The following is a 24,912-nucleotide window of genomic DNA, read 5'->3' as shown; positions in this document are numbered from 1 at the left end:
TCAGCACGGGGCGCCGGCCGTCGAGGGCCGTGCGCCCCTTCCGAAATGATACTGCGGAATAGGAGACGAAAATGCGGCCAAGACGATGGATATTGTTATGCGCCGCTTTGGCCGCCCTGCCTGATAGTGCGATCGGCCAAACCGAACCCGCGTCGGCGACGGGCTCGGCGTTGTTCGTAAGCTGTCAAGCGAATGAGCCGCGATGCGGCGCTTACCTCCAAGGCGTGCTCGACATGATGATCGTCGCGCGAAAAGCGGAATGCCGCGCTCCACGCTATGACCGATCGGCGCTGCGCGCGGCATATTTACGCTGGGCGGAGCAGAATAGCTATTTTATGAGTGTTCATATGGTGGCCGGAGCTGAACGCTCGTTAGCGAAGGCTTGGCCATGTCAGTAGCATCGTACCCCGCGGCGTAGCCTGCCCGGCGGCTGCCTTTGAGGGCAGGCGGAGCGTCCGCCTGGCGGTGAATTCCGCCAGCTCAACGATCCCATGTCGCGCCTCAAGCTCGCTAATTAGCCGATGTTCGCATTATGTCTGCCAAATCGTTGTCTGGCGCACAAACCTTGAGGTGACGCCAATAGGCCAGTGCGATCTGTTCGGGGTTCTGACCGTTCCACGCGTCCTCGGCCGCCCGAACTTTCGCGATTGCGCTCTCGCGCGTGAATTGGAAGGCAGTCGTCTCGGTCATGACCATTTTCCTGGCTGGGCGGGCGGCGGACCCTATCGGGAAACCGCCCGCCCGAGGGTGGCTCAGTGGACGGCGGCAGCCCGGATTGCGGCGACCGTCGTATCGGTGTCCGCGACATGGCTGGCGATCATGCGGAAATTGGCGAGCGCGGCGGCGTAGCCGTCGAGACCCGGAAGCTGCGCCGCTGCAGTGGCGTCGGACACCACCATGACCTCGAAGCCCTGCTCGACAAGCTCACGCATGTGCGATTCGGTGCACAGATTGGCTGACATGCCAGCGAGAATGACCTTGCTAACGCCGCGCTTGCGAAGCTGGAGGACAAGATCGTTGGTCTCAGGCCCGAAAACCTTGTGCGGACTGGTGACCACCGTATGCCCGTCTTCGATGTAGGGCTTGTACTGAGCCAGCCAATCGGCGCCCGATCCCTCGAAAGCCGCGGTGGTTAGCGGCCCCTTGCGGTCGAACATGCCGATCTTATGCATCAAGGCCTCAAGCGCGCCCTCGAAGCGCCAGCCATGGTCGTGCGGATAATAATAATGCGGGGAGACGAACACCGGCACGCCGCTGGCTTTGGCCGCGGCGAACAAGCGGTCGATATGACCGATCGTTCCGTTCGCTTCGACATTTTTGCCGACGACGCCCCAAGCCACACCCGCGGGACTTAGAAAATCGTTCTGGGGGTCGGTGACGACCAGCGCCGTCGCGCCGGCGACAATGGTGAATCCCGGATCGGGCAGGCCGTCGGCGTGGGCAGGTGCAGTCGCAGGAAGCGCGGCGGTCAGCGCCGCGGCCCCAATCAGAAATGCGCGTCCGAGTCGTCGCGGAATGCGAGAGATCATTTGGAAAAATCCTTTCAAAGCTTGGCATTGCACCAGCGAACGGGTACAAGGTTTACCGATCGGTACATGCTACCTGTACCGATCGGTAAACCCTGTCAAGCGATGGCTTGGGGATGGCTTGGTTGCGAAGAGGCAACGCCTTGTTTGGGCGACCAAAAAAGTACGGCGCCCGGTGCGGCCTGTGAACGGAGCGAATGGAATGCGACCGACGAAACGCGACGAACTGGTCGAAAAAGCGACAGATGCCTTCTACCGCCACGGCTTCCAGGCGACCGGAATGGACCGCCTCGTCGCCGAAACCGGCGTCTCGAAGACGTCGATCTACAAGCATTTCCGGACCAAGGAGGATCTGATTGTCGCGACGCTACAGTTGCGCGACGCCCATATTCGCGGCTGGCTATTCCGGCGGATCGAGGAGCTGGCTTCCGATCCACGCGATCAACTGGTCGCGATCTTCGACGCGTTGGACGAATGGTTCCACGAACCCGGTTTCCAGGGCTGCATGTTCGCCAAAGCGAGTTCGGAATATCAGGACGCCAAACACCCGATCAATCGCGAGGCAAGCGATCATGTCGTGCGCCTTTCCGATCATTTTTCGGCGATTGCGGCGCGCGCAGGCTTGCGCGACCCCGACGCGATCGGACGGCAACTCGCCTTGCTCAAGGAGGGGGCGGTCGCATTGGCGACAATGGTCCACGACCGGCGCCCCGCCCGCGAAGCAAAGGCAATCGCAATCCAGCTTCTCGCCGCAGCCGCGACGGAGAGTTCCGGCTAGCGGGCGGCGAGATCGCCCAGAAATTCGCGAATGCGCTTCGCATTGACGCCGAAGTCGCTGATCCCGACCCGGCTCACCGATCGCATGTCCACAATGCTTTGCGTGCCGTCGGCGCTTGGCCGGACGCGCACGACCACATCGTCCTTGAATCGGATATATGAAGTGCTGGCGGTCGCTTCGAGCGCGCCGGCAGTGACATCATAGCGCGCGATGTCCCAGCCGCGTGCGGCCGCGAGCTTGCGGGCATCAGACAAGACATCACCGGCGGGACGCGGGATCGTGACCGGCTGGATGTCGGGATAGCCGGCGGCGTGGATGCGACGCCATGCGGCGAGGCTGCCTGTCCCGGCGAGATTGTCGGGACGCAGCGGCAAGCTCCGGAACTGCGGCGGCTCCGCGAGATCGGTCGTCACATCGTGGATCGGCGGCATATCGCGTGCGACGAGGGGCCGCGAGGCGATAAACAGAACGAAGGGCAGTGCAACCAGCAGGGCCGCAGAGGCGGCGCGGCGACTTGCTGACGGCTGTCGCCATGCCAACAGCAACGCGGCAAGCGCCGCAACGGCGGCCGCGAGCGCGAGCGCGGCGCCGGCGAGCAGCGAGAGAAAGCCGGGCATTTTCGCAATCAGATCGTAGCGCGCCAGCGTCAGACCGGTCGCGGCGATGAGCAGCGATGCGGCGGCAAGCGCCAGCGAAAACCGGCCGATCCGATTCGCCCATTTCGATCTCGCCACGGTCCATTCCTCCCCGAATTGCGGCCTCGCGCCGTCAAACGCCGATTTCCATGCCAGCCCTGGCGCCTCGACGCCAATTAAATGACGGGTGATTGTAACCGGCGCCGTCCCGGGGGCGAATAGGATATCAGCAACTGCCGGGAGCAGCCTGCGTGCGAACGGCCAAACTGACTGCCGCCCGTACGTTCCAAATGGGTCATTCGAAGCCCTCGCATCCGGCAGCCGTCACCCCCAGGGGAGCCCTGGGTCGCCGCGGATGCTGGCAGACATTTGCAGCGTAGCCGGTCCCATCCCCCCTGCCGGTCGCCGCGCCCCGCGACGTCTCCCGTCCACCGTCCGGGATATGACTGCCAGCATCCAAGCCGCGCGACCCGCGCTTGGGGTGCGGGCAAGAATCTTTGGCCTCCCGTGTAAGATATCGCTGTGCGCCGCGACCAAGGCATGTGACGAGGAAATGAAGGCAAGGGGCGGCAATCGGAATGACAATAAGGATAGTCCTCGCAGGTGGTGGTCATGCCCATCTTGCGGTGCTCGCCGACTGGATCGGTGCGCCGCCCGAGGGCACCGAGCGCTGGCTCGTGACGTCGCATCGCCAGACGGCTTATTCGGGCATGCTCCCCGGCTGGATCGCCGGGGATTACCCAGCAGAGGCGCTGACGATCGATCTTGAACCGCTCGCGCGGCTGGCCGGTGCGCGGCTGGTGATCGCCGACGTCGTCGGTCTCGATCCCGAACAGCATCTCCTCGATCTTTCGACCGGAGTGCGCCTCGGCTTCGATCTGCTGTCGCTTGCCACCGGCGGCGAAAGCGATGTTTCGCATCTGGCGGCGCTTGGTGATCGCCTGCTGCCGGTCCGTCCCGTCCTGCCTTTCATGGCCCGTTGGGAAGCCTTTGTGGCGGGACGACAAGGGCGCACGCTGACGCGCGTCGCGGTGGTTGGCGGCGGCGCCGCGGGGGTCGAACTTGCGCTCGCCGCCGAACGGTCGCTGCGCCGCCAGATCGGCGGAACGACCAAAGTGATATTGGTTGCGCCGCGCGACGCTTTGCTTGCCGGCCACAGCGAGGCGGTCCGCCGCCGGGCAGGCGACGTCCTTCGCGCTCGCGATATTGCTCTCCATGAGGGGCATGCGGCAGGCGCGCCCGACGGCCTGATGCTGCCCGACGGGACGATGTTGGCTTGCGACGCGGTCATTGCGGCGACCGGAAGCCGCCCCTCCGACTGGATCACCGATACCGGGCTCGCGGTGCGCGAGGGCGGATTTGTCGCGGTCGGTTCGGACCTGCGTAGCGTGTCGCACCCCGACATCTTCGCGGCGGGCGACATTGTTTCGCGAAGTGACCGCCGCGTCGAGCGCTCGGGGGTCCATGCGGTGAAGGCCGGCCCGGTGATCGCCGCCAATTTGAAAGCGGCGCTCGCCGGTACGCCGATGCACGACTATATCCCCCGGCGTCGAACGCTTTACCTGCTGGCAACCGGCGACAGGCGCGCCATCCTGTCATGGGGAAAACTGACCGCCGGCGGACATCTGGTCTGGCGGCTCAAGGACTGGATCGACCGCCGCTTCGTCGAACGCTACGCCGGGTTCGGGCAGTTTCGCTCATGAAGGGGGTGGCGGCTTTGCTTCAACATATGATCACGCGCCCCGTGATCGCCAATGCCCTGCGCGTGTCCGCCGTCGTCGGCACCATCCTCAATGCCATCAACCAGGGCTCTGCGATCTGGACTGGCGTCGGCATCGATTGGCCGCGTCTTGCGCTCAACTATGCGGTGCCGTTCCTCGTCGCCAGTTACAGTGCGGCGCGCATTTGCCAGGCGATGGAGGGCTGAATGAGGCGCCCGCCGCAACCGCGTCCATCGTCAACGCCGATCGATCCGGCGTTTGTTGCGCGCGTGCGCGGCGACCTGCTTCGCTTCGCGCGTCTCCAGCTCGGCAGCGACGACGAGGCCGAGGATGCCGTACAGGAAGCACTCGCCGCGGCGCTGCGCAACGGTGATCAATTTCGCGGCGAGGCGGCGCTCAAGACCTGGGTAATCGCGATCCTGAAGAACAAGATCGCGGACCTCTTGCGCCAGCGCCGACGCCGGCCGCTCGGGGCAAGCGAGATGGCAGCCGAAGCGGATGGCGGCGCGCTGCCGGCGCTGTTCGACGAGCGCGGCATGTGGCGCGAGGCGGCGCGGCCCGCAGCATGGGAAGATCCCGAGGCGGGGCTGCACAGCGACCAGTTCCTCGCCATCTTCGACGCCTGCCTCAATCGCCTGCCGGCCCAGCAGGGGCAGGTTTTCATGATGCGCGAGGTGGTCGAACTTGCCACCGACGAAATTTGCGACGAGCTCGGGCTCACCAGCGGGAATATCCATGTCATCCTGCACCGCGCGCGGCTCGCGCTGCGCGCCTGTCTGCAGCATCACTGGTTTGCGGAGGAAGTGCGATGATGCTCAATTGCCACGATACGACATTCCTGATGTCGCAGCGCCGCGAGCGCGATCTCAGCTTTTCGGAGCGCATGAAGCTGCGGCTGCACGCGGGCATGTGCCGCCACTGCGCCAATTTCGAACGGCAGCTCCCGCTCCTTGGCGAGGCCGCGAAACGCCTCGCGGCGCAAGAGGATGATCATGGTGTGTAAGCATTGCCCGTCTCGTGCGACCAATCTCGCCAAAGGCCTCCCGCCGGAAGGAAGATCATGAACAAGCGTTTCGTCCTGCTGCTGCTGCTCGTGCTGGCGCTTGCCGCATGGGTGCATTTCGACCTCGGCGACTGGCTGACGCTCGAAGCCCTGAAATCGCAGCAGGCGGCGATCGACGGCTATTTTAGCGCCAACCCGCTGCTCGTGGCGGGGCTATTCTTTCTTGTCTATGTCGTGCTGACCGCGCTTTCGGTCCCCGGCGCGGCGATATTGACGCTCGCCGCAGGGGCGATCTTCGGTCTCTATTGGGGGACGCTGATCGTCTCCTTTGCCTCGACGATCGGCGCGACGTTCGCGTTTCTCGCCTCGCGCTATCTGTTCCGCGACGCCGTCCAAGCCCGCTTCGGCGATCGGCTACGGCGCGTCAATGAGGGCATCGCCCGCGACGGCGCCTTCTATCTGTTCTCGCTGCGGCTCGTGCCGGTCTTTCCTTTCTTCGCGGTCAATCTGCTGATGGGGCTGACGCCGATCCGCACCGTCACCTATTTCTGGGTCAGCCAGCTCGGCATGTTCCTCGGGACCATCATCTATGTGAATGCAGGCACCCAGCTCGCGCGCATCGATGCGCTGTCCGACATCGCCTCGCCGGGCCTGCTCGCTTCTTTCGCCGCGCTCGGCCTGCTGCCCTGGATCGGCAAGTGGATCATGGCGACGATCAAGCGTCGCCGCATATATGCGCGCTTCAAACGCCCGCGCCGCTTCGATCGCAATCTCGTCGTGATCGGCGCCGGCGCGGCGGGACTGGTCTCCTCCTATATCGCGGCGACGGTGAAGGCGAAGGTGACGCTCGTCGAGGCGTCAAAAATGGGCGGCGATTGCCTCAACTATGGCTGCGTGCCGTCGAAGGCGCTAATCAAGTCGGCGCGCATTGCCGAGCAGATGCGGCATGCGGACCGTTACGGACTTTTGTCGGCGTCGCCGCAGATCCGTTTCCGCTCGGTGATGCAGCGCATCCACGACATCATCGCAGCGATCGAGCCGCACGACAGCGTGGAGCGCTATACCGAGCTTGGGGTCGACGTGGTGCAAGGCTATGCCCGGATCGTCGATCCCTGGACGGTTGAAATCGCGCGCAATGACGGCGAAATCCAGCGGCTCACGACGCGGGCGATCGTCATCGCAGCGGGGGCGGAGCCGGTCGTCCCCGATCTGCCTGGGCTCGCCGATTCAGGATATCTGACCAGCGATACGCTGTGGGAGGAATTTGCGGCGCGCGACACCATGCCGCAGCGGATCATCATCCTGGGCGGCGGGCCGATCGGCTCGGAGCTCTCGCAGGCTTTCGCGCGGCTCGGTGCCGACGTCTCGCAAGTCGAACGCGGCGCTCGCCTGCTGCCGCGCGAGGACGAGGAGGTGTCCGAGCTGGCGCGCGATGCGCTCGAAGGCGCCGGCGTCGAGGTCCTGACCGGGCATGAAGCCTTGCGCGTCGAAGGGACCGAGAGCGATCGGCACCTGATCGTTCGCCATGCCGGCGGCGAACGCGCGATCGCATTCGACGCGCTGATCGTCGCGGTCGGGCGCAAGGCACGATTGTCGGGCTATGGGCTCGAGGATCTCGGCATCGAAACGCAGCGCACCGTCGTGACCGATGAATATCTCGCGACCGTTTATCCCAATATCTATGCCGCGGGCGATGTCGCCGGGCCCTATCAGTTCACGCACAGCGCGGCGCACCAGGCCTGGTACGCCAGCGTCAACGCACTGTTCGGCCAGTTCCGGCGCTTCAAGGCCGATTATCGCGTCATCCCATGGACGACCTTCATCGACCCCGAAGTCGCTCGCGTCGGGCTCAGCGAGGCCGAGGCGATCGAACGGGGCGTTGCGGTCGAGGTCACGCGCTACCCGCTCCACGAACTCGACCGTGCGATCGCGGACTCGGCGACCACGGGCTTCGTCAAGGTCCTGACCCCGCCGGGCAAGGACCGGATCCTCGGGGTCACGATCGTTGGCGAACATGCCGGCGAACTGCTCGCCGAATATGTGCTCGCCATGAAGCATGGTCTGGGCCTCGGAAAGATTCTCGGGACCATCCACACCTATCCGACGATGGCCGAGGCGAACAAATATGCCGCGGGCGAGTGGAAGCGGGCGCATGCCCCCCAGCGCCTCCTCAAGCTGGTCGGGCGCTATCACGACTGGCGGCGCGGATGAGGCGTGACGGGAAATTGTCGCAGCGGTGTAACCGTGCGGCAAAAGGCTTCGAACCTGTAAGGATGCGCGGCCTGTTTTTCCTTTTGCTGATCCTGTTTGCAGGCGTGACCGCCACGGTGATGCCCGCGAGCGGTTTTGATGCCATATCCAGCGCGCGATGCTGTGAAAGCGGCTGCCCTCTGCCTGACGGCTGTGAGCAAGCCTCGATGGCGTGCAAGCGCGCCTGTTCGGCCGCGGTTCTCCCCGCAAACCCACAACCGGACGCGCCGGCGCCACTCGCCTTCACCGAACGTCATGCGGGGGTTCGCTTGAACTCCTTGACGCGAAATCCACCCGTTCCCCCGCCGCGCGGCTTCGCGATATCCGACTTCAACAAATCGATATCAGGAGAATTGACATGAAATTTGCTGCAAAACTTCTCGCCATCACGGCGCTGCTGTCTTCGGGAACCGCCTATGCGGCGGCTCCCGCGGCCGTGGTCCAGGCTTGCTGCGCGCTTGCCGCGTGCTGCGGTTTGCCGTGCTGCTAAGACGCTAGGCGGGCGGGGGCCGGCTATCCGGCCCCCGCCCAAGCGCGCGAAGGCGCGCGCTCAATTCTGAAAAGAAGGACGACCGATGAAAGCCCAATCGCTGCTCTTGCTCCGGATCGGAACCGGATTGCTGCTCGTCGTGTGGGGCATGATCCGCCTCGCCAGCCCCGACAAGGGCGCGGGCGTCAGCGTCAAATATTATGCCGGGCTTGGCGCCAGCGATACGATCCAGCTCGTCTGGGGCGCGATCCTGCTGGTCGTCGGATTGCTCACAATTCTCGGGCTGTTCCGCCGCTTCGCCTATACAGCGCAAGCGGTCATTCTGGTGACGGGGGCGCTGTCGATATGGAAATATCTGCTCGACCCCCTCGGTCTCTGGCTCCTCGATCGTGAGAGCAGCCAGGTCCTTTTCTTTCCCTCCCTCGCGGTCGCCGGCGCGACCCTCGTGCTGCTCGCTTTTCGCGACGAAGACCGGATTGCGCTCGATCGCATGCTGGCGCGGCGCGGCTAGCGGGCGCGTTCGAGCATCGCCACAATCTCGTCCTCGCGCGTCGCGGCGCTTGCCGCGACGCGCAGCGAGCCTTTGTAAATGTGGAGCATGCCATAGCGCTTCGCGCCGATCCGTTTCCAATCGGCATCGGCCGTCTTTTCGCTGATGCTAAAGAAGAGGGTGTCGCGGTACCGTTCGCGCTGCAGCAGCCCCGACAGGACGGGGCCGCGCACGCGGCATGGCAGGCACCAGGGCGCATAGGTTTCGACGACGATGGTTCGTCCTTCGCGTTGCGCCTCGGTGAATCGGACCGCGTCGAAGGCCGTGGGGCTTGCGGAAGCCGCGCTCACGGCGCCCGGGGTTGCGGCGAGCAGAATTCCAAGCGCGGGCCAGATGGGCGCCATATACGCATCTCCTTCGTCATCAATACGCCCGGGACCGCGCGCCGGTTACAGGACGTCGCCCCAAATCGGCATTGCAGCGACTGTAAGGAATGGCGCCGCACGGCGACCAAGGGGCGAACAATCAGAAAAATGCGCAACGGCGCCTTGTCCATGGAGTGAAACTTGACCCTTTTCCCGCGTCTCACGGCCGGTGCCGCCGCATCGGTTCTTGCAATCGGCTTTGCGCTGCCTGCCGCCGCACAGCAGGCCGGCATCCAGATTGCCGTGGTCGCCGACGACGGGCGCCCATTGGCGGATATCGACGTGCTGGTCGAGAACCCGGGCATCGGCTTGCGCCGCATTGTGCGAAGCGACGCGCAGGGACTGGCGCGGATCGAAGGACTGACCACGGCCGGCGAATATCGCGTGTCGGCGCTGGCAAACGAGCGCTTTGAGTCAGGGGAGCCCGCGCGCCTTTCGTTACGTGCCAATTTTTCGAGCAGCGTGACGTTGCGGCTTGCCCCCGCCGGGACCGCGATCGTCGTCACCGGCAAGCGCGGCATCACCGCGCTCAACAGCGTCAACGCCGAGGTGTCGGCATCGCTCGGCGAAGAGGAGCTTGCCGCGCTGCCGATCGAGGGGCGCGACGTGCTCGGCGCGCTGGTCCGGCTCCCGGGCGTCGTCCCGTCAACCGGCTTCTTCCCCGAAGCGCCGTCGATCTCGATCAACGGCTCGAACGGCCTCGACACCAATTATCTGATCGACGGGCTCGACAATAACGAGAATTTCCTCGGCGGGATCAAGTTTCCGGTGCCGCTCGGCTTCACGCGCGAAGTGACCGTGCTCGCGAACAGCTATTCGGCGGCCTATGGCCGCACCGCCAACGGCATTGTCAACTATACGACGCCATCGGGCACCAATGATTATCATGGCGAAGTCTATGCGCTGGTACGGCCGGGGCGTCCGTTCGATGCCCGCTCGCCCTTTCCGCGCCGCGACCTTTCGGGCAACGCGGTCGGTGAGAGCTTCGAGCGCTATCAGGCCGGTGCGAGCCTTGGCGGACCAATCGCGCGCGACCGCACCTTCTTTTACGCCAATTTCGAATATACGCGCGATCGCAACGTCCAGATCGTCGATGCTCCTGCGCTCGGCACCGTTGCCAATGTGACCGGCAACAACCAATTCTACCTCGGATCGGTGCGGTTCGATCACCGCCTGACCGACGACTGGACGGTTGGGCTGCGCGCCAATGTCGGCCGCGTTACCATCGATCGCCCCGGCGGGGCGCTCGGCGGTGGCAACGTCATCTTTCCGTCGGCGGGGTCGGACCAGGACCGCTTCTCGACCCTGGTTGCGGCGACCGCGAGCTATTCGGGCGATGTCTGGAGCTATGACGGCGCGCTCCAGTTCAGCCGCTTCCGCTGGAATTACGGCAAGCCGAAAGGGCCCGCGGGGCCGCAGGTCGCCATCCGCGATCCGAGCGGGCTTACGGTCGGCGTCGTCGGCCACCCGGGTTTTGTCTTCGACGATGTCGAGGAGAGCTGGCAGACGACGCACCGCTTGCAGCGGCGGCTCGGCAACCATCGCTTGCGTTTCGGCGCGGACCTCATCCATTCCAATTTTTCGCTGCTCGGGGGCGGCAATCCCGACGGCAACTACACCGTCGATCTCACCGCTGCCCAGCTTGCCGGGCTTACAGCGGGTGGACAGGGGCTCGCGCTTTCGGCGGACGATGTCCTCGCGCTCGATCCCGCGGTCGCCAATTATTCGGTCGAGCTCAGACCGCAGTCTTTCGGCACCGGTCAGACCCAAATCGCCTTCTATGTCGAGGATGAGTGGCAATTGTCGCCGCGCCTCACCGCGACCTTTGGCGTGCGCTGGGACTATGACAGCCTGACCGCCAAGGGCGGCGGCGGCGGCGATTATGACAATGTCGCGCCGCGCTTTGCGCTCAACTACCGGCCCGATGCGCGCTCAACATTGCGCTTCGGCGCGGGCATCTTCACCGGCAAACTCTCCTATGCCGTGATTTCGGACGCGCTCCAGCGCAATACAACCTCGGCGGGCTTCCTGACCCAGCTGGGGTCACTGCAGGCGCAAGGCTTGATTCCGGCGGGTACCAATCTGTCCGCATTGACCTTCGACGGTAATCTTGGCGTGTCCCCGCCCTGTGCGACGGTCTCGGCCTGCCCAACCCCCGCGGAGGTTCAGGCGTTGCGCGGGACCGCGACCCTTGGCGAAGCGCGCATCCTCAGCCCGACCGGTTATCGCAGCCCGTGGAGTCTCCAGCTGAGCGGCGGCTATCAATATCAGGCGAACGACACGCTGACCCTGAGCGCCGACGTCATCTATAGCCGCACGCACAATCTCGCCCGGCTCCGCGACCTCAACGCGCCCGCGCCCTTCACGCCCAATCTCGCCAATCTGACCGACGCCAATATCGCGTTGCTGCGGGCGCAGGCTGACAATGCGGCGCGGTTCGCGCTCGCCGAGGCGCTCGGTCTTGTTCGCTCGCAGGCGACCGCCGACGCGACCCGTCCCGTGGCGCTCGTGCCTGGCGGGACGCGCCAAATCACCGTGTCGGAAACGGCGGGCGAGTCCGAATATAAGGCGCTGATCCTGCAGCTCGCCAAGGCACGCGGCAGCGATGCCTACGCGTTCCGCTTATCTTATACTTTGTCGAAGCTCAGCAACGATACCGACGACATCAACTTCCGGGCCTCCAATTCGAATGACTTCTCGGCCGAATGGGGACCGTCGGCCAACGACCGCCGCCACGTCATTTCGGCGGTTGGCTATCTTTATCCGCTTGAGGGTCTGACATTGAGCGTCGCCGGTCTTTTCCAGTCCGGCCAGCCGGTGAACCTCGTCCCCGACGCGCGGATCTTCGGGACGCAGGATCTCAACGGCGACGGCGCCTCGTTCGGCGAGAATTTTGTCGGCAACTCGGACCGCTATCCCGGCGCCGCGCGCAATTCGGCGCGCTTGCCCTGGTCGGCGACGGTCGATGTCGGGGTTCGCTATGCGGTCCCGGCCTTTGACGGCCGGATCGAACTCAGCGCCGATGTCTTCAACCTGTTCAACGCCAACAATGAATCGGGCTTTGCGAATGCCGCGACAACGTCCAATCAGGTGCAGTTCGGAGGCGGGGCACCATTCGTGCAGCGCAATGCCGGGCCGCCGCGCCAGTTCCAGTTCGGCGCGGCATGGAAATTCTAGGGGAGGAATAGGCGGATGGCGTGGCTCGCAAACCTGCAGGGACTTGTCGGCCTGACGGCGATCCTGCTGCTGGCCTGGCTCCTCTCCGAGGATCGCCGCGCCCGGCCCGGTTGGCGCTGGATCGGCGGCGCGCTGCTGCTCCAGCTCGCCATCGCCTTCGCGGTGACCCACATCCCCTTCGTCTGGACCCTTGTCGGTTTTGCCAATGGCGCGGTGGCGGCGATCGAGAAAGCGACGCTCGTCGGGTCTAGCTATATGTTCGGCTATACCGGCGGCGCCCCGATTCCGTTCCTGCTCAAGCCCGGCGCCGAGCCGCCGGTCGTGATCGCCTTCCAGATCCTGCCACTGATCATCGTCTTTTCGGCGATCTCGGCGTTGCTCTGGCACTGGGGCGTGCTGCGCGCGCTGGTTCGCGGGCTGTCATGGGCGCTGCGCAAGACGCTTGGGGTCAGCGGGGTCGTCGGCCTTGGCGGAGGCGCCACCATCTTCCTCGGCGTCGTCGAATCGCCGCTTGTGCTGCGCGCCTGGTTCGACCGGATGAGCCGCGCCGAACTGTTCATGATCATGGTGATGATCATGGCGACGATCTCGGGCGCGATCCTCATCCTGTATGCGACAACCCTGGCGAAGACGGTGCCGAACGCGGTCGGCCACATGATCGTCGCGTCCCTCATTTCGCTTCCCGCCGCGGTGCTGGTCGCGCGGATCATGGTGCCGGGCGACGGATCGCCGGGCGCCGATGCCGCCGAGCCCGACCTTGCCTACGAGAGCAGCATGGACGCGGTCATCCGCGGCACGATGGAGGGCGTTCAGCTCGTCCTCGCGGTGATCGGTATCATCATCGTCGTTTTCGCGCTCGTCAATCTTGCCGACCAGCTGCTCGCGCTGCTGCCGCCCGCCAATGGGGCGCCGCTGACGCTCCAGCGCCTGTTCGGCTGGCTGTTTGCGCCAGTAATGTGGGCGATCGGCGTTCCCTGGGATCAGGCGCCTGCTGCGGGCGGGCTGATGGGGACCAAGGCGATTCTCAACGAATATGTGGCCTATCTCGGCCTTGCCGCCATGCCCGCGGGAACGCTCGATCCGCGCAGCCTGCTGATCACAACCTACGCGCTTAGCGGGGTCGCCAATCTCGCGAGCGTCGGCCTCCTGGTATCGACCGTCGCGACATTGGCGCCGGCCCGCCGCCGCGATGTCGCCGAGCTCGGGATGAAAAGCTGGGTCGCAGGCAATATGGCATCGGCGATGACCGGGGCGGTCATCGGCCTCGTGACCTGGGCGTAAAGCGATGTTCGATGCGCGTCTTCGTCCCCTGATCGATCCGCCGCTGAATGCGGCGGGACGCCGGCTCGCCGCCTGGGGGATTGGCGCCGATGCGGTGACCCTTGCCGGCATGTTCGCGGGACTCGCGGCCGCGGCGGCCATCGCCGACGGCCTTTACGCGGCAGGGCTCGCGCTTATTCTCCTCAATCGCCTGCTCGACGGGCTCGATGGCGCGGTCGCGCGCGCGACAGGGTTGACTGATTTCGGCGGCTATCTCGATATCGTCGCCGATTTCGTCTTCTATGTCGCGGTCCCGGTAGGGTTTGCGGTGGCGACGCCGCACAACAGCTTCGCTGCCTTGCTGCTGGTCGCGGCCTTCGCGCTCACCGGTACAAGCTTTCTTGCCTATGCGACGCTCGCCGCGAAACGCGGCGTCGAGACTGCGGCGCATGGCCGTAAGAGTTTTTTCTACAGCACCGGCCTCGCTGAGGGGGCGGAGACGATCGCCTGCTTCGTGCTGATGTGCCTGATGCCCCAGCATTTTCTCCCGATCGCCGCAATTTACGCCGCGCTTTGCCTGATCACTGTCGTTCAGCGATCGGTGACCGCCTGGCGCATGTTTCGTTAGGAAAATAGGGCTCTGTTGCAAAAATCGTGAAGCTTGAGCATGCTTGGCGGAGATTGGACGGACGGAACGATGACGGATTTCAAGTGGCGCCATTTCCAGGGTGATGTGATCCTGTGGGCGGTGCGCTGGTATTGTCGCTATCCGATCAGCTATCGCGACCTTGAGGAAATGCTGGCGGAACGCGGCATTTCGGTCGACCATACGACGATCTATCGCTGGGTCCAGTGCTACGCCCCGGAGATGGAGAAGCGGCTGCGCTGGTTCTGGCGGCGTGGCTTTGATCCGAGCTGGCGCCTGGATGAAACCTACGTCAAGGTGCGGGGCAAGTGGACCTACCTGTACCGGGCAGTCGACAAGCGGGGCGACACGATCGATTTCTACCTGTCGCCGACCCGCAGCGCCAAGGCAGCGAAGCGGTTCCTGGGCAAGGCCCTGCGAGGCCTGAAGCACTGGGAAAAGCCTGCCACGCTCAATACCGACAAAGCGCCGAGCTATGGTGCAGCGATCACCGAATTGAAGCGCGAAGGAAAGCTGGACCGGGAGACGGCCCACCGGCAGGTGAAGTATCTCAATAACGTGATCGAGGCCGATCACGGAAAGCTCAAGATACTGATCAAGCCGGTGCGCGGTTTCAAATCGATCCCCACGGCCTATGCCACGATCAAGGGATTCGAAGTCATGCGAGCCCTGCGCAAAGGACAGGCTCGCCCCTGGTGCCTGCAGCCCGGCATCAGGGGCGAGGTGCGCCTTGTGGAGAGAGCTTTTGGCATTGGGCCCTCGGCGCTGACGGAGGCCATGGGCATGCTCAACCACCATTTCGCAGCAGCCGCCTGATCGGCGCAGAGCGACAGCCTACCTCTGACTGCCGCCAATCTTTGCAACAGAGCCATCCTGGGTCTCCAGTTCCTGCTCTGGGCGCTCAGCGGTTCGGTGATGGCGCTGCTCGACAAGGACAAGGTCGGCGGTCACGGCGGCGGCATGTCGCATGCGCATGCCTTACCCGCGGGAGAGTATTTCGACATCGCCGGCCTGCCGCGCGGTGAGCCCGTCACCGGGGTGGTTTTGCGCGATCTTGGCGTCCGACCGATCTACGAACTCCGCACCACCAAGGGCGTGCGGCTGGTCGATGCTACGAGCGGCGAGGATATTCGCGTCGATGAGGGCATGGCCCGCGAAGTCGCGTCGATGATGAACGAGGCACCAATCCGCAAGGTGAGCGTGATTGCGAAGCCAAACCTGGAATCACGCGACCATGAAGGTGCGATGTGGCGCGTCGACTTTGCCGACGCCGAGAATAGCAGCGCCTATGTCTCGCTCGACACGGCGCGCTTCCTCGTGATGCGCGGCGATACCTGGCGGACCTGGGATTTCTTCTGGATGCTCCACAACATGGATTATGTGAACCGGAAGAGCTTCAACCACCCGTTGATCATCTTCGTCGCTTTCGGGGCGCTGTGGCTTTCGGGGACCGGTTTCTATCTGCTCTTCAAAAGCTTCAGCCGCGCCGATTTTCGCTGGCTGCGCCGTCGCCGCAAGCCCGTCGTTACCCGCAGCACGGCCTGACGCGTCAGTCGTCGACCGAAAAGGCGGCGGAAAGCTCGAAGCGCGTGCCGGGATGGGAGAGCCAGGCGTGCGACACCAGCCGACCGTTGCTCCAGGTCCGCCGCGTCATGCGCAGAACCGGTTCCCCCTCGTTGAGACCAAGCATGCCGCGCGTGCGCGCGTCGGGCATTTCCGCGCGGACGCGGTGTTCGACCCGCTCGAGCGGCGCGGTGCGCGTCAAATATTCGTTGGGCGTGAGCTGCGTAAAATCTAGCGTGCCATAATCCGGCGCGGCGGACGCAAGTACGAACCGCTCTTCGAGCTGGATCGGGAACTCGGCCTCGTGGTGAACGATGATCGAATGGAAGATTTTCGTGCCCACCGGCACCTCCAGCAGCGCGGCGGTTTCCGCGCCGGCCTTCTCCTCGAGATTCTGGACGACCCGGGCCCGGTAGTCATGACCGCGTCCGCGAATTTCGTCGGCAATGTTCCGTATCTCGATCATATGGCCGATCGGTTTCGGCTCGGCAATAAACGAGCCGCTGCCGGCTCGCCGGACGAGAACGCCGGCGGCCTGAAGCTCGCGTAGCGCCCTGTTCGCGGTCATGCGCGAGACGTCGAATTGTTTGACCAGCTCGGATTCCGACGGGACACGGTCTCCCGGCTTCAAATGCCCGTCCCGGACGGCATCGCAAATGCTCTGCTTGATGGCTGCATAGCGCGGCGGCGTTTGGTCTTCTGTCTCGGCGTGGCGGCTTTGCCGGCCATCCGATCGGCCCGAATTCTTTGCCGCCAGGGCCGCCCTGCGTGAAATAATATCCATCAGCCGTCTATACAGCTACCCGGCGTCGAATTCCAACCGATCGTCGGGAATAATCGAATGTTGTAGAGGGCCTAGACGGTTCTTCCGCCGCTGCGGGATCGTCTGCTAGTCGCGTCCAATCGAGCGCTCTTTTGGAGTTCGCCCACGCCTTGTGTCGTGCCTCCCGCCAGCTATCCCGCCTTACCCAATCCTATCGGCCAGCCGGAGCGTCGCTGTCCCTCTCAGGCAAAAACAAGCCCCAAATTCGCTCGCTGCCCCACCACAAGGCGAAGAAACCGGCAAAACTTGTAGCGCCGAGTATCGGCCAGCCAAATCGGCCGAGGGGCAGCCACCCGATCGCAAAACCTATGACCAGAATGGCCATCACGATCAGGAAAGGCCCTGTGAACCGGCAATGCGTCCGGCCGCACCTGCGGGAATTAACGATGCAGGCCAATCCCATCACGCTCAACATGACAGTCCAGACGACTGCGCGCGGCGTCGGGTCCAGCCCCAAGGCGCCGAGCATGGCCAATCCTGGAAAGCCCCACAGCATAAGGAGGGTGCGCCAGTTCCCGGACCAGTCCCCGGCATCCTTGCCGGGATCGAAATCGCGCGGTCGGCTCATTCTCGCGCGCTGCGACGACGCGCCCGGGCGAATCTAGCCCGCACAGCAGGATAATCGCTTCACGTCCCGGTCAAACGTCTGCGCCGCGAGTTTCAGGCCTTCGACAGTTGTCAGATAGGGGAAAATCATCCCTGCCAAATCGTCGATCGTGAGGCCGCAACGGATCGCCATCGCAGCGGTCTGGATGCTGTCCGCCCCTTCGGGCGCCAAGATGTGGGCGCCCAGCAACTTGCGGGTGGAGCCATCGGCGACCAGCTTGATCAGACCACGCGTGTCGCGGGCCGCGAGCGCGCGCGGGACATTCTCGAGCGGAAGGATCGAGGTTCGGGCTTTATGCCCCGCCGCTATGGCCTGCGCTTCGGTGAGGCCGACACTGGCAACCTGCGGATCGCTGAACACCACCGCGGGCATGGCCGAATTGTCGTAGCGCAGACTGTCGCCGTTGAGGGCGTTTTTCGCAGCGATCTTTGCACCATAGGCCGCCATGTAGACAAACTGGTCGCGCCCCGTCACGTCGCCGGCGGCATAAACGCCGCGCATCGAGGTCCGCATATGATCATCGACGAGGATGGCGCCGCTGGGCGTTTGTGCCACGCCCGCCTCCGTGAGGCCAAGATCTTCGACATTCGGCGTGCGACCCGTCGCGACGAGAAGGCGCTCCGCGACGATGGTTTCGGAAACCCCGTCGCGCAGCACCGTGAGCGCTGCGTCCCCTTCCGCCGTCTTGCGGACGGACTGATACGCAAGCGTCCCATGGACGGCGATGCCCTCGCTCGAAAGATAGTCGGTCAGCGCGGCACCAATCTCGGGTTCCATTTCGGGCAGAAGGCGACTGCGGAAAACGAGCGTTACCTTGACACCGGCGCGGGAAAACATCTGGGCGAGTTCGACACCCACATAGCCGCCACCGAGGACGATCATCGATTTGGGCAGCTCGGTCAGGTCGAGCGCGGCGGTGCTGTCGAGCGGATCGACATCCGCAAGGCCCGGGATGGCCGGCATCGCCGGACGCGTGCCAGTCGCGATTACGATCCGTTCGGATGTGAATAGCTTTCCGCCTGATTCAACACCGTTTTCGACAAGGCGCGCCGTGCCCTCGTGATAGGCGATGTTGTTGTAGAGGGGCAGCAGGTCGGCATATTTCGCCTGACGAAGGTCCGCGACGAGCCTGTCCTTTTCGGCGACCACTTGGCTCCAATCGGCGATAGCCGCCCGGGCCTCGATGCCCTTGAACCGCATAGGCGCCGCATTGGCGTGGTGAATGCTCTCGACGGCGCGGATGAGCGCCTTGGAAGGAACGCAACCAACATTGACGCAGGTCCCGCCGATGGTGCCGGCCCCGATAACGGCGACCTGGGCGCCTTGTTCGGCTGCGGTGATCGCCGCCGAGAAGCCTGCCGACCCACCGCCGACGACCACAAGATCGTACGCCTTGTCATCAGGGTGACCGACCGAATTGCAGCAATCACTCATGATCTGACTTTCACTTGCGAACTTGCGATGGGTAGCCGGCGTTGGTGGTCGCCGCGATCAACGCCTTGGTGTTCGTCTTGGCGTCGTCATAGGTGACCGTCGCGGTATGGGCCTCGGTCGAGACTTCGACCGCGGTCACGCCCGGCACGCGCGACAGGCTCTTTTTGACGATCGGGCCGCAGGTGACGCAGGTCATGTTTTCGACGGCCAGGGTGACGGTCCGGATTGCGGCAAAGGCCGGGCCGGATACGAACAGCGCCGCGGCAGTCACGATCAGGGCAAGCTTTTTCATCATGGTCTCCTTGTTCAAACTTCGAGGAATAGGGGTGCGAGATAGGGGAAGAGGACGGCGAGTCCGATCAGCACCGTTGCGAGCCACAAGGCCGTCTTCGCCAAGCGGTTTGAGGACGGTGTCCCGCATTCGCCTTCGGCGCAGGCCGCCCGCGGCCGGCGGTAGACGCGCCAGAACCCGGCGGCGAGAAAGGCGACGGCCACGCCCAAGAAGATAGGCTGGTAGGCGCCGAGCGCGGTCAGGTTGCCGATCCACGCACCGCTGACGCCCAGTGTGAAGAGCACCAGCGGCAAGATGCAACATGAGGCCGCGCCGAGCGCGCCGAGACTTCCTCCGGCAATCGCAACCCACGTACCGCGTTTGGAAACCGTTTCCGGCTGGGTCATTTTCTGTTCTCCGAATCAATATACAGCCCCTAGATAGGACCTGTAGTCCCTACAGGTTCAAGAGGAATTTCAGCGTGGATCGGAAAAATCTGCAGGACACCGCGCCGCGGCTGCCAATCGGCGTCATGTCGCAGCGCACGGGGTGCAACATCGAAACGATCCGATATTATGAGAAGATCGGCCTGCTTCCCTTGCCGGCGCGCAGCGAAGGCGGTCACCGGCTCTATGGTCATGGCCATCTCATGCGGCTCGGCTTTGTCCGCCGGGCTCGGGAGCTGGGCTTCACGCTCGACGAGATACGCGCGCTGCTGCAACTGACCGAAGACCGCGAACGTCCCTGTGCCGAAGCGCGCGAGGTCGCCGTCGTTCATTTGGCGGACATCCGCGAGAAGATTGCCGATCTCCAGGCGATGGAAGCGGTGCTTGCCAGAACCGTCGTCCGATGCGCCGATGGGAATACCCCCGAGTGTCCACTACTCGAGACATTGTTCGGCGCGTTCGATCCATCCGCGGGCGGTTAGAACCCCTCACTGACTGCGGGGACGATCGGGAGCAAGGGCTTTGATCCGTGATCAACAGCGACGCGTGACGAGCTCTCGCCGCAAGCGGGCGGACCGATTGCGGACGCCACGGATCCGGGCCTGTTGCTAGGCGAGCCGCCGATCGATCGGCCGCGTCGTCGCGCAGGCGGGCGTGCCATCCTTGCCGGTGCCGATCACCCGTATTTCGATGGTGCCGCCACGCGCGGCGCGATCGAGCAGATCCTGCTCGATGTCGTGAATGTCGATCTTCATTCGGCGCAGCCCGAGCGAGGCCGCAGGCCTCGATCAGCCGCAGCACCTCGGTTGGCGTCAGCCGCTTTTTGAGCACCTGCTGCTGGACCCGGCCGGTGTCGCCAGACAGATAGCGGTCCTTGCGACGCGTCGTCCGGCGCTGGCTGATGCGCTCGAGGAACGGCCTGTAGAGGCGGTGACCGTCGTGGAACTTGGCGACCTCGACCGTGTTGATGGCGAAGTCGTCGGTTCCGTTGAGGAACCGATAGAACGACTTGATCGCGAGCTGGATCTGGTTGCGCGTCGCCGGAGCCAGCATGCGGACCTCAGGCTTTCGCAGCAGGATCAACTTCGGGCTGGGCAAAGCATCTTTTCGCCGGGCGAGCCGCCAGGCCAGGAGGCTGTCGTAGAGCGGCACGGTGGCGTCCGAAAGACCAGCGCCGTTCGCGCTCAGGAAATTGGCGAAGTCGGCAACGTGGCGAACATAGGCCCGGATGGTATTCGGTGATGCGTGAGTTTGTTCGAGATGAACGATCCTATAACGAAGACACTCGACGATATCGCCCCGATCATCCAATACCGTCCACGACCGGCGACCGCCGGGCATTTCGATACGCGCAGCGTGCCAGGGCGTCGTGGAGGACGAAGTGGACACGGTCGCACTGTTGAAATTACCCCGTGACCGCAAGCCTTTCCCTGCCACACTGGACACAGTTGACATAGGCAGTTGCGGTATCGCTATTAACATAATGTTTGTTATCGGATATGTATTTATCCCACATTTGACGTATTTTAAAAATTGTGGGATAAATCCTCATGCATACCGTACGCGCCTTCACTGACGAGCAATCCCGACTGCTCGTCAACCTCCGGCAACGATATGAGGCCTGGATCGCTATCGAACGCGAGCGGACGGCCTTGCCTTACGATTTGCGCCGTAAAACCGTTGGCAAGTACGAGTATTTGTACCAGATTTTCGATCGCAGTGGGAACGGGAAATCCCTCGGAAATATGGACGCGACGCGCGAAGCCGAGCTCAAAGCATATCGCGAGAAAAAGACCGAACTCAAAGAACGCGGCTCAATTCTGCAATCCAATCTTGCGGAAAGCGCGGCCCTCTACCGGGCGCTGCGCCTGCCCCTGCTTTCCAGCGATGCCGGTCCCATCCTTCGCGAATGCGATCGCCGTGATCTCCTTGGCACGCACCTTGTCGTTGTCGGCACCAACGCCATCGCAGCCTATATGATCGAGGCTAACGGCTTCATTCTCCTGCCCGATGAAACGGAGGACTTCGATCTGGCCTGGATCGCCACGGAACAAGAAGCTTCCGAACAGACTGTCTGGCAGATGCTAAAGGCTGTCGACCCGACCTTCACGATCAACAGCGAGCGTGATTTCCAGGCGCGGAACGCCCGGGCCTATGAGGTCGAACTGCTCGTGGCCCCGTCTCGCGCGGGAACGCTGAGCGGACGCGATCAACCGCGGCCGATACCTTTGCCAGAGCAGGAATGGCTGTTGCTCGGCCGACCGGTCGATCAGGTAATCGGCTGCCGCGACGGGTCTCCCGCCCGGATCGTCGCACCGGACCCTCGATGGTTTGCGCTACACAAACTCTGGATGTCGCAGCAGGCGAAGCGCAATCCTCTCAAACGCCCGAAAGACCGCAAGCAGGGGCTGGCGCTGCTCGATGCTGTCGCCGAAGCCATGCCCCATTATCCGCTCGACGCGGCATTCGAGGCGGCGATCCCTTCCGAATTGCAGGGCTGTTTCGACAACTGGCAGAAAAATACATTCGCACAACGCAAGTCCGATTGGTGACGTGACCACCTATCGCGAGAATCTATGCAGCCGTGTTTGCTTCGTCGATCAGAGCCTGAATCTTCCCAATCGGCGTTTCGTCAATTGGCCTGACGGTTTCTCCACAGCCCTGACATTCGATTGTTCGTCGAAGCCGCAGGGTTTTGTAGGTGACATTGAAAACGCATCCACAGACCGGGCAGTCGCTCTGCGCTTTGATATCGTCAAGCTCATAGGCCATGGCGCATATTATCATTCGGGCGCTTTCGATGATAGTGTTGACCCATACCGAGACTCACGCGGCGAGAAGTTGACCACCAACAAATCTGCGTACCCGCCATCGTCGTCGTTTCTCGTCATGGGTTGCCGATGCCCGCTAAAATTCGTTCGTCGCACTCGCATCAACCGCCTTGTCATTCGGTCGGCGGGCGAATTCGTCCGCCATGCGCCGCTGCGAACTGGAGGATGAGACCGCCCACCCCACCGGGTATCGGCTACACGCGTACTTGCGATTTGCTATCAGAAGATGCATATTGATATCAATGCAAACGCATTAGAGGTTTTGATTTATGCCCGCCGTTACAATTCGAAATTTGCCGGAAGCAACCCACCGGGCGTTGAAGGTTCGAGCTGCCCACCACGGACGCAGCACCGAGGCGGAAATGCGCGAAATCCTTGAAACGGCCGTGCGCGCGCAGGGCCGCCTGCTTATCGGCTCCCTTCTATCGCAGCGCAGCCGCAAGATCGGGCTCACCAATGCCGATCTGGAAGCGATGAGTGCCAACCGGGACCCCGCGGCGGCCGTGCCCATGAGCTTTGAATGATCGTCCTCGACACCAACGTCATTTCAGAGGCGATCAAACCCGAGCCGAATATGGCGGTACAGGCATGGCTCGACGAGCAAGTCGCGGAGACACTCTATCTCTCCAGCGTAACAGTCGCGGAGTTGCTGTTCGGGATCGGCGCCCTTCCCCAGGGTCGACGCAAAGATGGGCTGGCGAAGGCCATCGACGGAGTCCTTGAGATTTTCGAAGGCCGCATTCTGCCATTTGACACGGCAGCCGCTCGCCACCATGCCAGTCTCGCCGTATTGGCTCGCGCTGCCGGGAAAGGCTTTCCGACCCCAGACGGCTACATTGCCGCAACCGCTGCATCATGCGGATTTGCTGTGGCATCGCGTGATATCAGCGCGTTCGCAGCCGCTGGTCTTCCCGTCATCGATCCATGGAGCCACGACCAATAACCTATCCGCTGCGACCTAGCGCGAGCGCCGCTTCATCAGTGATCGTGTAGACGGCCTCCCGCTGTGCTCCACGATGAAAGTGGTCGACGCGATAGCCTTGATAGTGCCGGCGTAGGAGGCCTGCGCGGACCAGATCCGATACTGCACGGCTCACATTGCACCGACCCGAGTTCCGCACCCTGGCGCGCACCTCTTCGCCCAGCTGTCGTTCCGCCTCGGCGGCGTCCGCGGGAAGCTCACCTCGTCGCTGAAGATTGGCACGAACCTCCTCCACAATCACACGTCGCCGTGCATCCCTTTGCGCCATAGGGACAAGCGCATCGCAAAGCCAATCGCGTAGTGGCACACTGGATGGACCGTCATTGACATATGGACCGGCGCTCTTCCCCTCCCCTGCCGCCTTCGCGATCAAATTGAGCACCATGAATGCGTAGCGCGGTCGGCGGGAATGAGCGGCGATGCGTTCGATCAATCCGGGCATGCCAAACCTATCGGCTACACAGACTGGTGGTTCGAACAGGTTTGGCTGATAGAACATAACACGAATCTTAGCAGCCGCGAGTCCCGTGTGAATCCCCTATTTTCGCCAAGCAGCGGTTTTTTTCACCTGTGACACTTTACCCCGCCAATACTGGTAAAGTGTCACGGGAGACATCACCAGATGGGCGTCACATTGCGAGCGAAACGCAGGAGCCTCGATATGGAGAACACGGTCAATGCGAGGTGAACGACGGCCTCGCGCCGCCAACTATATGCAGCACTCATAATTGTTCTATTATTTTCTGGCGCCACCATTCCAGCTTCGCTGGAAATCGGCAAGCCACACAGTCCGCACCGGCAGGAGCCCTCCCCTTGCCGGTTCCAACCGAGGATGACGGGCTTCAATGGCGTGCCAATTGGTGAGGATGCTGCTCACATAGTTTTGAGTCTCGACTATCCTAGGCACACGGCGCAACGAGCGGACGCGACCAGGACCCGCATTATATGCAGCCAGGGCTAAATCGACGCGGCCGAACTCGCGCAGTTGCCAGCTGAGATAGCGCGCGGCTCCGCGGAGATTTCCGTGAAGACTGTAGCGATCGACGCCGAGTTGCTTCGCCGTGCCGGGCATTAATTGGCCCAAGCCGAAGGCGCCCTTGGGACTCAAGGCCATCGGGTTGTAGCGGCTCTCCTGGATCAGCATGGCGTCCATGAGTCCAATCGGTAAGCCGGCCTCGCAGGCCGCGCGCTGGACGAGAGGATAAAGAAGGCGCCGGCGTTCTTCGGCGGTTCGGCCGAGGAGGCCGGAAGACAGATATGGCTTCGGAGCGCAATTGCCGATTGCGGGCAGATCGAGCGCAAGGCTCGCAAACCGGCTAGTATCTTGGCCAGCTCGCATCCAACCGGGAACACGTATCGAACGCACGATGCCTGTCCCATCGGAGATATCTGCCGCAAAGGTCACTGGACACGGAATAGTCTCGGATCGCATCTGTTGAAAATCGAGGAGCATGCCGCTCTTCAGCCCGCGTGCGCCCTCAGGCTCGTCGGCGCGCGGGATTGGCTTGGTCGCGGTGAAATCGAGAAGAGCCACTTGCCTTACCGGGGGCGGCG

The 24,912-nt window shown here is 63.3% G+C and carries 34 protein-coding genes and 1 pseudogene; 22 read left to right on the top strand and 13 right to left on the bottom strand.

All coding sequences use genetic code 11. The features are described 5' to 3' along the window. Nucleotides 1-71 precede the first annotated feature (71 nt). Nucleotides 72-398 (top strand): Rap1a/Tai family immunity protein, encoded by a 327-nt coding sequence (locus tag ATE70_RS25830; protein WP_223178489.1) that lies wholly within the window; start codon nt 72-74, stop codon nt 396-398. A 112-nt stretch (nt 399-510) separates the two neighbouring features. Here the strand turns inward: ATE70_RS25830 and ATE70_RS10665 are convergent, their stop codons facing one another. Together ATE70_RS10665 and ATE70_RS10660 are read right to left on the bottom strand one after the other, a co-directional pair. After that, nucleotides 511-690: a DUF1348 family protein gene (locus ATE70_RS10665; RefSeq protein WP_058537919.1), complete on the bottom strand. Its 180-nt coding sequence runs from the start codon at nt 688-690 to the stop codon at nt 511-513. A 62-nt stretch (nt 691-752) separates the two neighbouring features. Continuing rightward, nucleotides 753-1,529, bottom strand: a complete 777-nt coding sequence (locus ATE70_RS10660) for a cysteine hydrolase (protein WP_082640048.1) — start codon at nt 1,527-1,529, stop codon at nt 753-755. Here ATE70_RS10660 and ATE70_RS10655 point away from each other — a divergent pair. Continuing rightward, on the top strand, nt 1,516-2,304 hold the full coding sequence (locus ATE70_RS10655; RefSeq protein WP_197411440.1) for a TetR/AcrR family transcriptional regulator: 789 nt from the start codon (nt 1,516-1,518) through the stop codon (nt 2,302-2,304). The genes ATE70_RS10660 and ATE70_RS10655 overlap by 14 nt on opposite strands. On the opposite strand, the gene ATE70_RS10650 is transcribed toward ATE70_RS10655, so the two are convergent. Continuing rightward, on the bottom strand, nt 2,301-3,038 hold the full coding sequence (locus ATE70_RS10650) for a DUF1499 domain-containing protein (protein ID WP_231732656.1): 738 nt from the start codon (nt 3,036-3,038) through the stop codon (nt 2,301-2,303). The genes ATE70_RS10655 and ATE70_RS10650 overlap by 4 nt on opposite strands. Nucleotides 3,039-3,517: 479 nt before the next feature. Between ATE70_RS10650 and ATE70_RS10645 the strand changes: the two genes are divergently transcribed. From ATE70_RS10645 to ATE70_RS10620, 8 genes are all read left to right on the top strand, one after another. Beyond that, the gene (locus tag ATE70_RS10645) at nt 3,518-4,642 is read left to right on the top strand and encodes an FAD-dependent oxidoreductase (protein ID WP_082640046.1); all 1,125 of its coding nucleotides are present in this window, start codon (nt 3,518-3,520) and stop codon (nt 4,640-4,642) included. Nucleotides 4,643-4,668: 26 nt separating this feature from the next. Continuing rightward, nucleotides 4,669-4,866: a nitrate/nitrite transporter NrtS gene (gene nrtS / locus ATE70_RS10640; RefSeq protein ID WP_197411439.1), complete on the top strand. Its 198-nt coding sequence runs from the start codon at nt 4,669-4,671 to the stop codon at nt 4,864-4,866. Further along, a complete protein-coding gene (locus ATE70_RS10635; RefSeq protein ID WP_058537916.1) occupies nt 4,867-5,472 on the top strand; it encodes a sigma-70 family RNA polymerase sigma factor in 606 nt (201 codons plus the stop codon). After that, nucleotides 5,469-5,663, top strand: coding sequence for a hypothetical protein (locus tag ATE70_RS10630; protein ID WP_052187565.1), 195 nt, complete (start codon nt 5,469-5,471; stop codon nt 5,661-5,663). The genes ATE70_RS10635 and ATE70_RS10630 overlap by 4 nt, the downstream gene beginning before the upstream one ends. A gap of 57 nt (nt 5,664-5,720) precedes the next feature. After that, nucleotides 5,721-7,874, top strand: coding sequence for an FAD-dependent oxidoreductase (locus tag ATE70_RS10625; protein ID WP_058537915.1), 2,154 nt, complete (start codon nt 5,721-5,723; stop codon nt 7,872-7,874). Nucleotides 7,875-7,936: 62 nt separating this feature from the next. Beyond that, nucleotides 7,937-8,275 carry a hypothetical protein gene (locus ATE70_RS25180; RefSeq protein WP_156421077.1) on the top strand — a complete coding sequence of 113 codons (339 nt, stop codon included), beginning with the start codon at nt 7,937-7,939 and terminating at the stop codon, nt 8,273-8,275. Next, on the top strand, nt 8,272-8,403 hold the full coding sequence (locus ATE70_RS25660; protein ID WP_268801439.1) for a hypothetical protein: 132 nt from the start codon (nt 8,272-8,274) through the stop codon (nt 8,401-8,403). Before ATE70_RS25180 ends, ATE70_RS25660 begins: the two co-directional genes overlap by 4 nt. Before the next feature lie 85 nt (nt 8,404-8,488). Next, nucleotides 8,489-8,914 (top strand): hypothetical protein, encoded by a 426-nt coding sequence (locus ATE70_RS10620; protein WP_058537914.1) that lies wholly within the window; start codon nt 8,489-8,491, stop codon nt 8,912-8,914. On the opposite strand, the gene ATE70_RS10615 is transcribed toward ATE70_RS10620, so the two are convergent. Continuing rightward, nucleotides 8,911-9,297 carry a TlpA family protein disulfide reductase gene (locus ATE70_RS10615; RefSeq protein WP_058537913.1) on the bottom strand — a complete coding sequence of 129 codons (387 nt, stop codon included), beginning with the start codon at nt 9,295-9,297 and terminating at the stop codon, nt 8,911-8,913. The genes ATE70_RS10620 and ATE70_RS10615 overlap by 4 nt on opposite strands. 162 nt (nt 9,298-9,459) lie before the next feature. Between ATE70_RS10615 and ATE70_RS10610 the strand changes: the two genes are divergently transcribed. From ATE70_RS10610 to ATE70_RS10590, 5 genes are all read left to right on the top strand, one after another. After that, on the top strand, nt 9,460-12,495 hold the full coding sequence (locus tag ATE70_RS10610; protein ID WP_058537912.1) for a TonB-dependent receptor: 3,036 nt from the start codon (nt 9,460-9,462) through the stop codon (nt 12,493-12,495). 15 nt (nt 12,496-12,510) lie between these two features. Then, complete coding sequence (locus ATE70_RS10605) at nt 12,511-13,776, top strand: NupC/NupG family nucleoside CNT transporter (protein ID WP_058537911.1); 1,266 nt, start codon at nt 12,511-12,513, stop codon at nt 13,774-13,776. A gap of 4 nt (nt 13,777-13,780) precedes the next feature. Beyond that, on the top strand, nt 13,781-14,383 hold the full coding sequence (locus tag ATE70_RS10600; protein WP_058537910.1) for a CDP-alcohol phosphatidyltransferase family protein: 603 nt from the start codon (nt 13,781-13,783) through the stop codon (nt 14,381-14,383). A 69-nt stretch (nt 14,384-14,452) separates the two neighbouring features. Then, a complete protein-coding gene (locus tag ATE70_RS10595) occupies nt 14,453-15,217 on the top strand; it encodes an IS6-like element IS6100 family transposase (protein WP_001389365.1) in 765 nt (254 codons plus the stop codon). Nucleotides 15,218-15,316: 99 nt separating this feature from the next. Beyond that, nucleotides 15,317-15,946, top strand: a complete 630-nt coding sequence (locus ATE70_RS10590; RefSeq protein WP_231732657.1) for a hypothetical protein — start codon at nt 15,317-15,319, stop codon at nt 15,944-15,946. Between the two features lie 4 nt (nt 15,947-15,950). On the opposite strand, the gene hutC is transcribed toward ATE70_RS10590, so the two are convergent. The 5 genes from hutC to ATE70_RS10565 form a co-directional block, all read right to left on the bottom strand. Then, complete coding sequence (gene hutC, locus ATE70_RS10585; protein WP_082640045.1) at nt 15,951-16,748, bottom strand: histidine utilization repressor; 798 nt, start codon at nt 16,746-16,748, stop codon at nt 15,951-15,953. 190 nt (nt 16,749-16,938) lie between these two features. Then, the gene (locus tag ATE70_RS10580) at nt 16,939-17,355 is read right to left on the bottom strand and encodes a hypothetical protein (RefSeq protein WP_058537908.1); all 417 of its coding nucleotides are present in this window, start codon (nt 17,353-17,355) and stop codon (nt 16,939-16,941) included. A 33-nt stretch (nt 17,356-17,388) separates the two neighbouring features. Then, nucleotides 17,389-18,828: a mercury(II) reductase gene (gene merA / locus ATE70_RS10575; protein WP_058537907.1), complete on the bottom strand. Its 1,440-nt coding sequence runs from the start codon at nt 18,826-18,828 to the stop codon at nt 17,389-17,391. A 10-nt stretch (nt 18,829-18,838) separates the two neighbouring features. Continuing rightward, nucleotides 18,839-19,120, bottom strand: coding sequence for a mercury resistance system periplasmic binding protein MerP (gene merP, locus ATE70_RS10570; RefSeq protein WP_058538206.1), 282 nt, complete (start codon nt 19,118-19,120; stop codon nt 18,839-18,841). Nucleotides 19,121-19,134: 14 nt separating this feature from the next. Next, entirely contained in the window at nt 19,135-19,506 is a 372-nt protein-coding gene (locus tag ATE70_RS10565; protein ID WP_058537906.1) for a mercuric transporter MerT family protein, read from the bottom strand. A gap of 74 nt (nt 19,507-19,580) precedes the next feature. Between ATE70_RS10565 and ATE70_RS10560 the strand changes: the two genes are divergently transcribed. Beyond that, a complete protein-coding gene (locus ATE70_RS10560; protein WP_231732658.1) occupies nt 19,581-20,027 on the top strand; it encodes a MerR family transcriptional regulator in 447 nt (148 codons plus the stop codon). Between the two features lie 126 nt (nt 20,028-20,153). On the opposite strand, the gene ATE70_RS24825 is transcribed toward ATE70_RS10560, so the two are convergent. After that, nucleotides 20,154-20,300 carry a DUF5990 family protein gene (locus tag ATE70_RS24825; protein WP_156419811.1) on the bottom strand — a complete coding sequence of 49 codons (147 nt, stop codon included), beginning with the start codon at nt 20,298-20,300 and terminating at the stop codon, nt 20,154-20,156. Between ATE70_RS24825 and ATE70_RS25755 the strand changes: the two genes are divergently transcribed. Further along, nucleotides 20,287-20,787 (top strand): hypothetical protein, encoded by a 501-nt coding sequence (locus ATE70_RS25755; RefSeq protein ID WP_058537905.1) that lies wholly within the window; start codon nt 20,287-20,289, stop codon nt 20,785-20,787. The genes ATE70_RS24825 and ATE70_RS25755 overlap by 14 nt on opposite strands. On the opposite strand, the pseudogene ATE70_RS25750 reads toward ATE70_RS25755, so the two are convergent. Continuing rightward, nucleotides 20,713-20,886: pseudogene (locus tag ATE70_RS25750) on the bottom strand (tyrosine-type recombinase/integrase); the annotation flags it as partial. The gene ATE70_RS25755 and the pseudogene ATE70_RS25750 overlap by 75 nt on opposite strands. A gap of 209 nt (nt 20,887-21,095) precedes the next feature. Between ATE70_RS25750 and ATE70_RS10550 the strand changes: the two are divergent. The 4 genes from ATE70_RS10550 to ATE70_RS10540 all read left to right on the top strand — a co-directional run bounded on the left by ATE70_RS10550 (nt 21,096) and on the right by ATE70_RS10540 (nt 23,319). After that, complete coding sequence (locus tag ATE70_RS10550; RefSeq protein WP_082658297.1) at nt 21,096-22,097, top strand: GSU2403 family nucleotidyltransferase fold protein; 1,002 nt, start codon at nt 21,096-21,098, stop codon at nt 22,095-22,097. A 1-nt stretch (nt 22,098) separates the two neighbouring features. Beyond that, nucleotides 22,099-22,545 carry a hypothetical protein gene (locus ATE70_RS25175; RefSeq protein ID WP_197411438.1) on the top strand — a complete coding sequence of 149 codons (447 nt, stop codon included), beginning with the start codon at nt 22,099-22,101 and terminating at the stop codon, nt 22,543-22,545. A gap of 100 nt (nt 22,546-22,645) precedes the next feature. Further along, complete coding sequence (locus tag ATE70_RS10545) at nt 22,646-22,900, top strand: FitA-like ribbon-helix-helix domain-containing protein (RefSeq protein WP_058537903.1); 255 nt, start codon at nt 22,646-22,648, stop codon at nt 22,898-22,900. After that, nucleotides 22,897-23,319: a type II toxin-antitoxin system VapC family toxin gene (locus ATE70_RS10540; protein WP_058537902.1), complete on the top strand. Its 423-nt coding sequence runs from the start codon at nt 22,897-22,899 to the stop codon at nt 23,317-23,319. The genes ATE70_RS10545 and ATE70_RS10540 overlap by 4 nt, the downstream gene beginning before the upstream one ends. 1 nt (nt 23,320) lies before the next feature. Here ATE70_RS10540 and ATE70_RS25825 read toward each other — a convergent pair whose 3' ends face one another. Beyond that, nucleotides 23,321-23,800 (bottom strand): hypothetical protein, encoded by a 480-nt coding sequence (locus ATE70_RS25825; protein WP_231740069.1) that lies wholly within the window; start codon nt 23,798-23,800, stop codon nt 23,321-23,323. Here ATE70_RS25825 and ATE70_RS25170 point away from each other — a divergent pair. Next, nucleotides 23,768-23,932: a hypothetical protein gene (locus ATE70_RS25170; protein WP_197411437.1), complete on the top strand. Its 165-nt coding sequence runs from the start codon at nt 23,768-23,770 to the stop codon at nt 23,930-23,932. The two genes, ATE70_RS25825 and ATE70_RS25170, sit on opposite strands and share 33 nt — an antisense overlap. A 162-nt stretch (nt 23,933-24,094) precedes the next feature. Here the strand turns inward: ATE70_RS25170 and ATE70_RS10535 are convergent, their stop codons facing one another. Then, nucleotides 24,095-24,892 (bottom strand): lytic transglycosylase domain-containing protein, encoded by a 798-nt coding sequence (locus tag ATE70_RS10535; protein WP_231732825.1) that lies wholly within the window; start codon nt 24,890-24,892, stop codon nt 24,095-24,097. Between the last annotated feature and the right edge of the window lie 20 nt (nt 24,893-24,912).

Origin of the sequence: Sphingopyxis sp. H053 (genome assembly GCF_001468225.1) — a bacterium.
GTDB lineage: Bacteria > Pseudomonadota > Alphaproteobacteria > Sphingomonadales > Sphingomonadaceae > Sphingopyxis.
This window is presented reverse-complemented; position numbering and strand designations above follow the sequence as displayed.

Bases quoted from the DNA above. Each gene is read 5' to 3' on its own strand.
- ATE70_RS25830 (WP_223178489.1), top strand. From the start codon at position 72: ATGCGGCCAAGACGATGGATATTGTTATGCGCCGCTTTGGCCGCCCTG.
- ATE70_RS10665 (WP_058537919.1), bottom strand. From the start codon at position 690: ATGACCGAGACGACTGCCTTCCAATTCACGCGCGAGAGCGCAATCGCG.
- ATE70_RS10655 (WP_197411440.1), top strand. From the start codon at position 1,516: ATGCGAGAGATCATTTGGAAAAATCCTTTCAAAGCTTGGCATTGCACC.
- ATE70_RS10660 (WP_082640048.1), bottom strand. From the start codon at position 1,529: ATGATCTCTCGCATTCCGCGACGACTCGGACGCGCATTTCTGATTGGG.
- ATE70_RS10645 (WP_082640046.1), top strand. From the start codon at position 3,518: ATGACAATAAGGATAGTCCTCGCAGGTGGTGGTCATGCCCATCTTGCG.
- nrtS (WP_197411439.1), top strand. From the start codon at position 4,669: ATGATCACGCGCCCCGTGATCGCCAATGCCCTGCGCGTGTCCGCCGTC.
- ATE70_RS10635 (WP_058537916.1), top strand. From the start codon at position 4,867: ATGAGGCGCCCGCCGCAACCGCGTCCATCGTCAACGCCGATCGATCCG.
- ATE70_RS10630 (WP_052187565.1), top strand. From the start codon at position 5,469: ATGATGCTCAATTGCCACGATACGACATTCCTGATGTCGCAGCGCCGC.
- ATE70_RS10625 (WP_058537915.1), top strand. From the start codon at position 5,721: ATGAACAAGCGTTTCGTCCTGCTGCTGCTGCTCGTGCTGGCGCTTGCC.
- ATE70_RS25180 (WP_156421077.1), top strand. From the start codon at position 7,937: ATGCGCGGCCTGTTTTTCCTTTTGCTGATCCTGTTTGCAGGCGTGACC.
- ATE70_RS25660 (WP_268801439.1), top strand. From the start codon at position 8,272: ATGAAATTTGCTGCAAAACTTCTCGCCATCACGGCGCTGCTGTCTTCG.
- ATE70_RS10620 (WP_058537914.1), top strand. From the start codon at position 8,489: ATGAAAGCCCAATCGCTGCTCTTGCTCCGGATCGGAACCGGATTGCTG.
- ATE70_RS10615 (WP_058537913.1), bottom strand. From the start codon at position 9,297: ATGGCGCCCATCTGGCCCGCGCTTGGAATTCTGCTCGCCGCAACCCCG.
- ATE70_RS10605 (WP_058537911.1), top strand. From the start codon at position 12,511: ATGGCGTGGCTCGCAAACCTGCAGGGACTTGTCGGCCTGACGGCGATC.
- ATE70_RS10600 (WP_058537910.1), top strand. From the start codon at position 13,781: ATGTTCGATGCGCGTCTTCGTCCCCTGATCGATCCGCCGCTGAATGCG.
- ATE70_RS10595 (WP_001389365.1), top strand. From the start codon at position 14,453: ATGACGGATTTCAAGTGGCGCCATTTCCAGGGTGATGTGATCCTGTGG.
- ATE70_RS10590 (WP_231732657.1), top strand. From the start codon at position 15,317: ATGGCGCTGCTCGACAAGGACAAGGTCGGCGGTCACGGCGGCGGCATG.
- hutC (WP_082640045.1), bottom strand. From the start codon at position 16,748: ATGGATATTATTTCACGCAGGGCGGCCCTGGCGGCAAAGAATTCGGGC.
- ATE70_RS10580 (WP_058537908.1), bottom strand. From the start codon at position 17,355: ATGAGCCGACCGCGCGATTTCGATCCCGGCAAGGATGCCGGGGACTGG.
- merA (WP_058537907.1), bottom strand. From the start codon at position 18,828: ATGAGTGATTGCTGCAATTCGGTCGGTCACCCTGATGACAAGGCGTAC.
- merP (WP_058538206.1), bottom strand. From the start codon at position 19,120: ATGAAAAAGCTTGCCCTGATCGTGACTGCCGCGGCGCTGTTCGTATCC.
- ATE70_RS10565 (WP_058537906.1), bottom strand. From the start codon at position 19,506: ATGACCCAGCCGGAAACGGTTTCCAAACGCGGTACGTGGGTTGCGATT.
- ATE70_RS25755 (WP_058537905.1), top strand. From the start codon at position 20,287: ATGTCGATCTTCATTCGGCGCAGCCCGAGCGAGGCCGCAGGCCTCGAT.
- ATE70_RS24825 (WP_156419811.1), bottom strand. From the start codon at position 20,300: ATGAAGATCGACATTCACGACATCGAGCAGGATCTGCTCGATCGCGCC.
- ATE70_RS10550 (WP_082658297.1), top strand. From the start codon at position 21,096: ATGCATACCGTACGCGCCTTCACTGACGAGCAATCCCGACTGCTCGTC.
- ATE70_RS10545 (WP_058537903.1), top strand. From the start codon at position 22,646: ATGCCCGCCGTTACAATTCGAAATTTGCCGGAAGCAACCCACCGGGCG.
- ATE70_RS10540 (WP_058537902.1), top strand. From the start codon at position 22,897: ATGATCGTCCTCGACACCAACGTCATTTCAGAGGCGATCAAACCCGAG.
- ATE70_RS25170 (WP_197411437.1), top strand. From the start codon at position 23,768: ATGAGCGGCGATGCGTTCGATCAATCCGGGCATGCCAAACCTATCGGC.
- ATE70_RS25825 (WP_231740069.1), bottom strand. From the start codon at position 23,800: ATGCCCGGATTGATCGAACGCATCGCCGCTCATTCCCGCCGACCGCGC.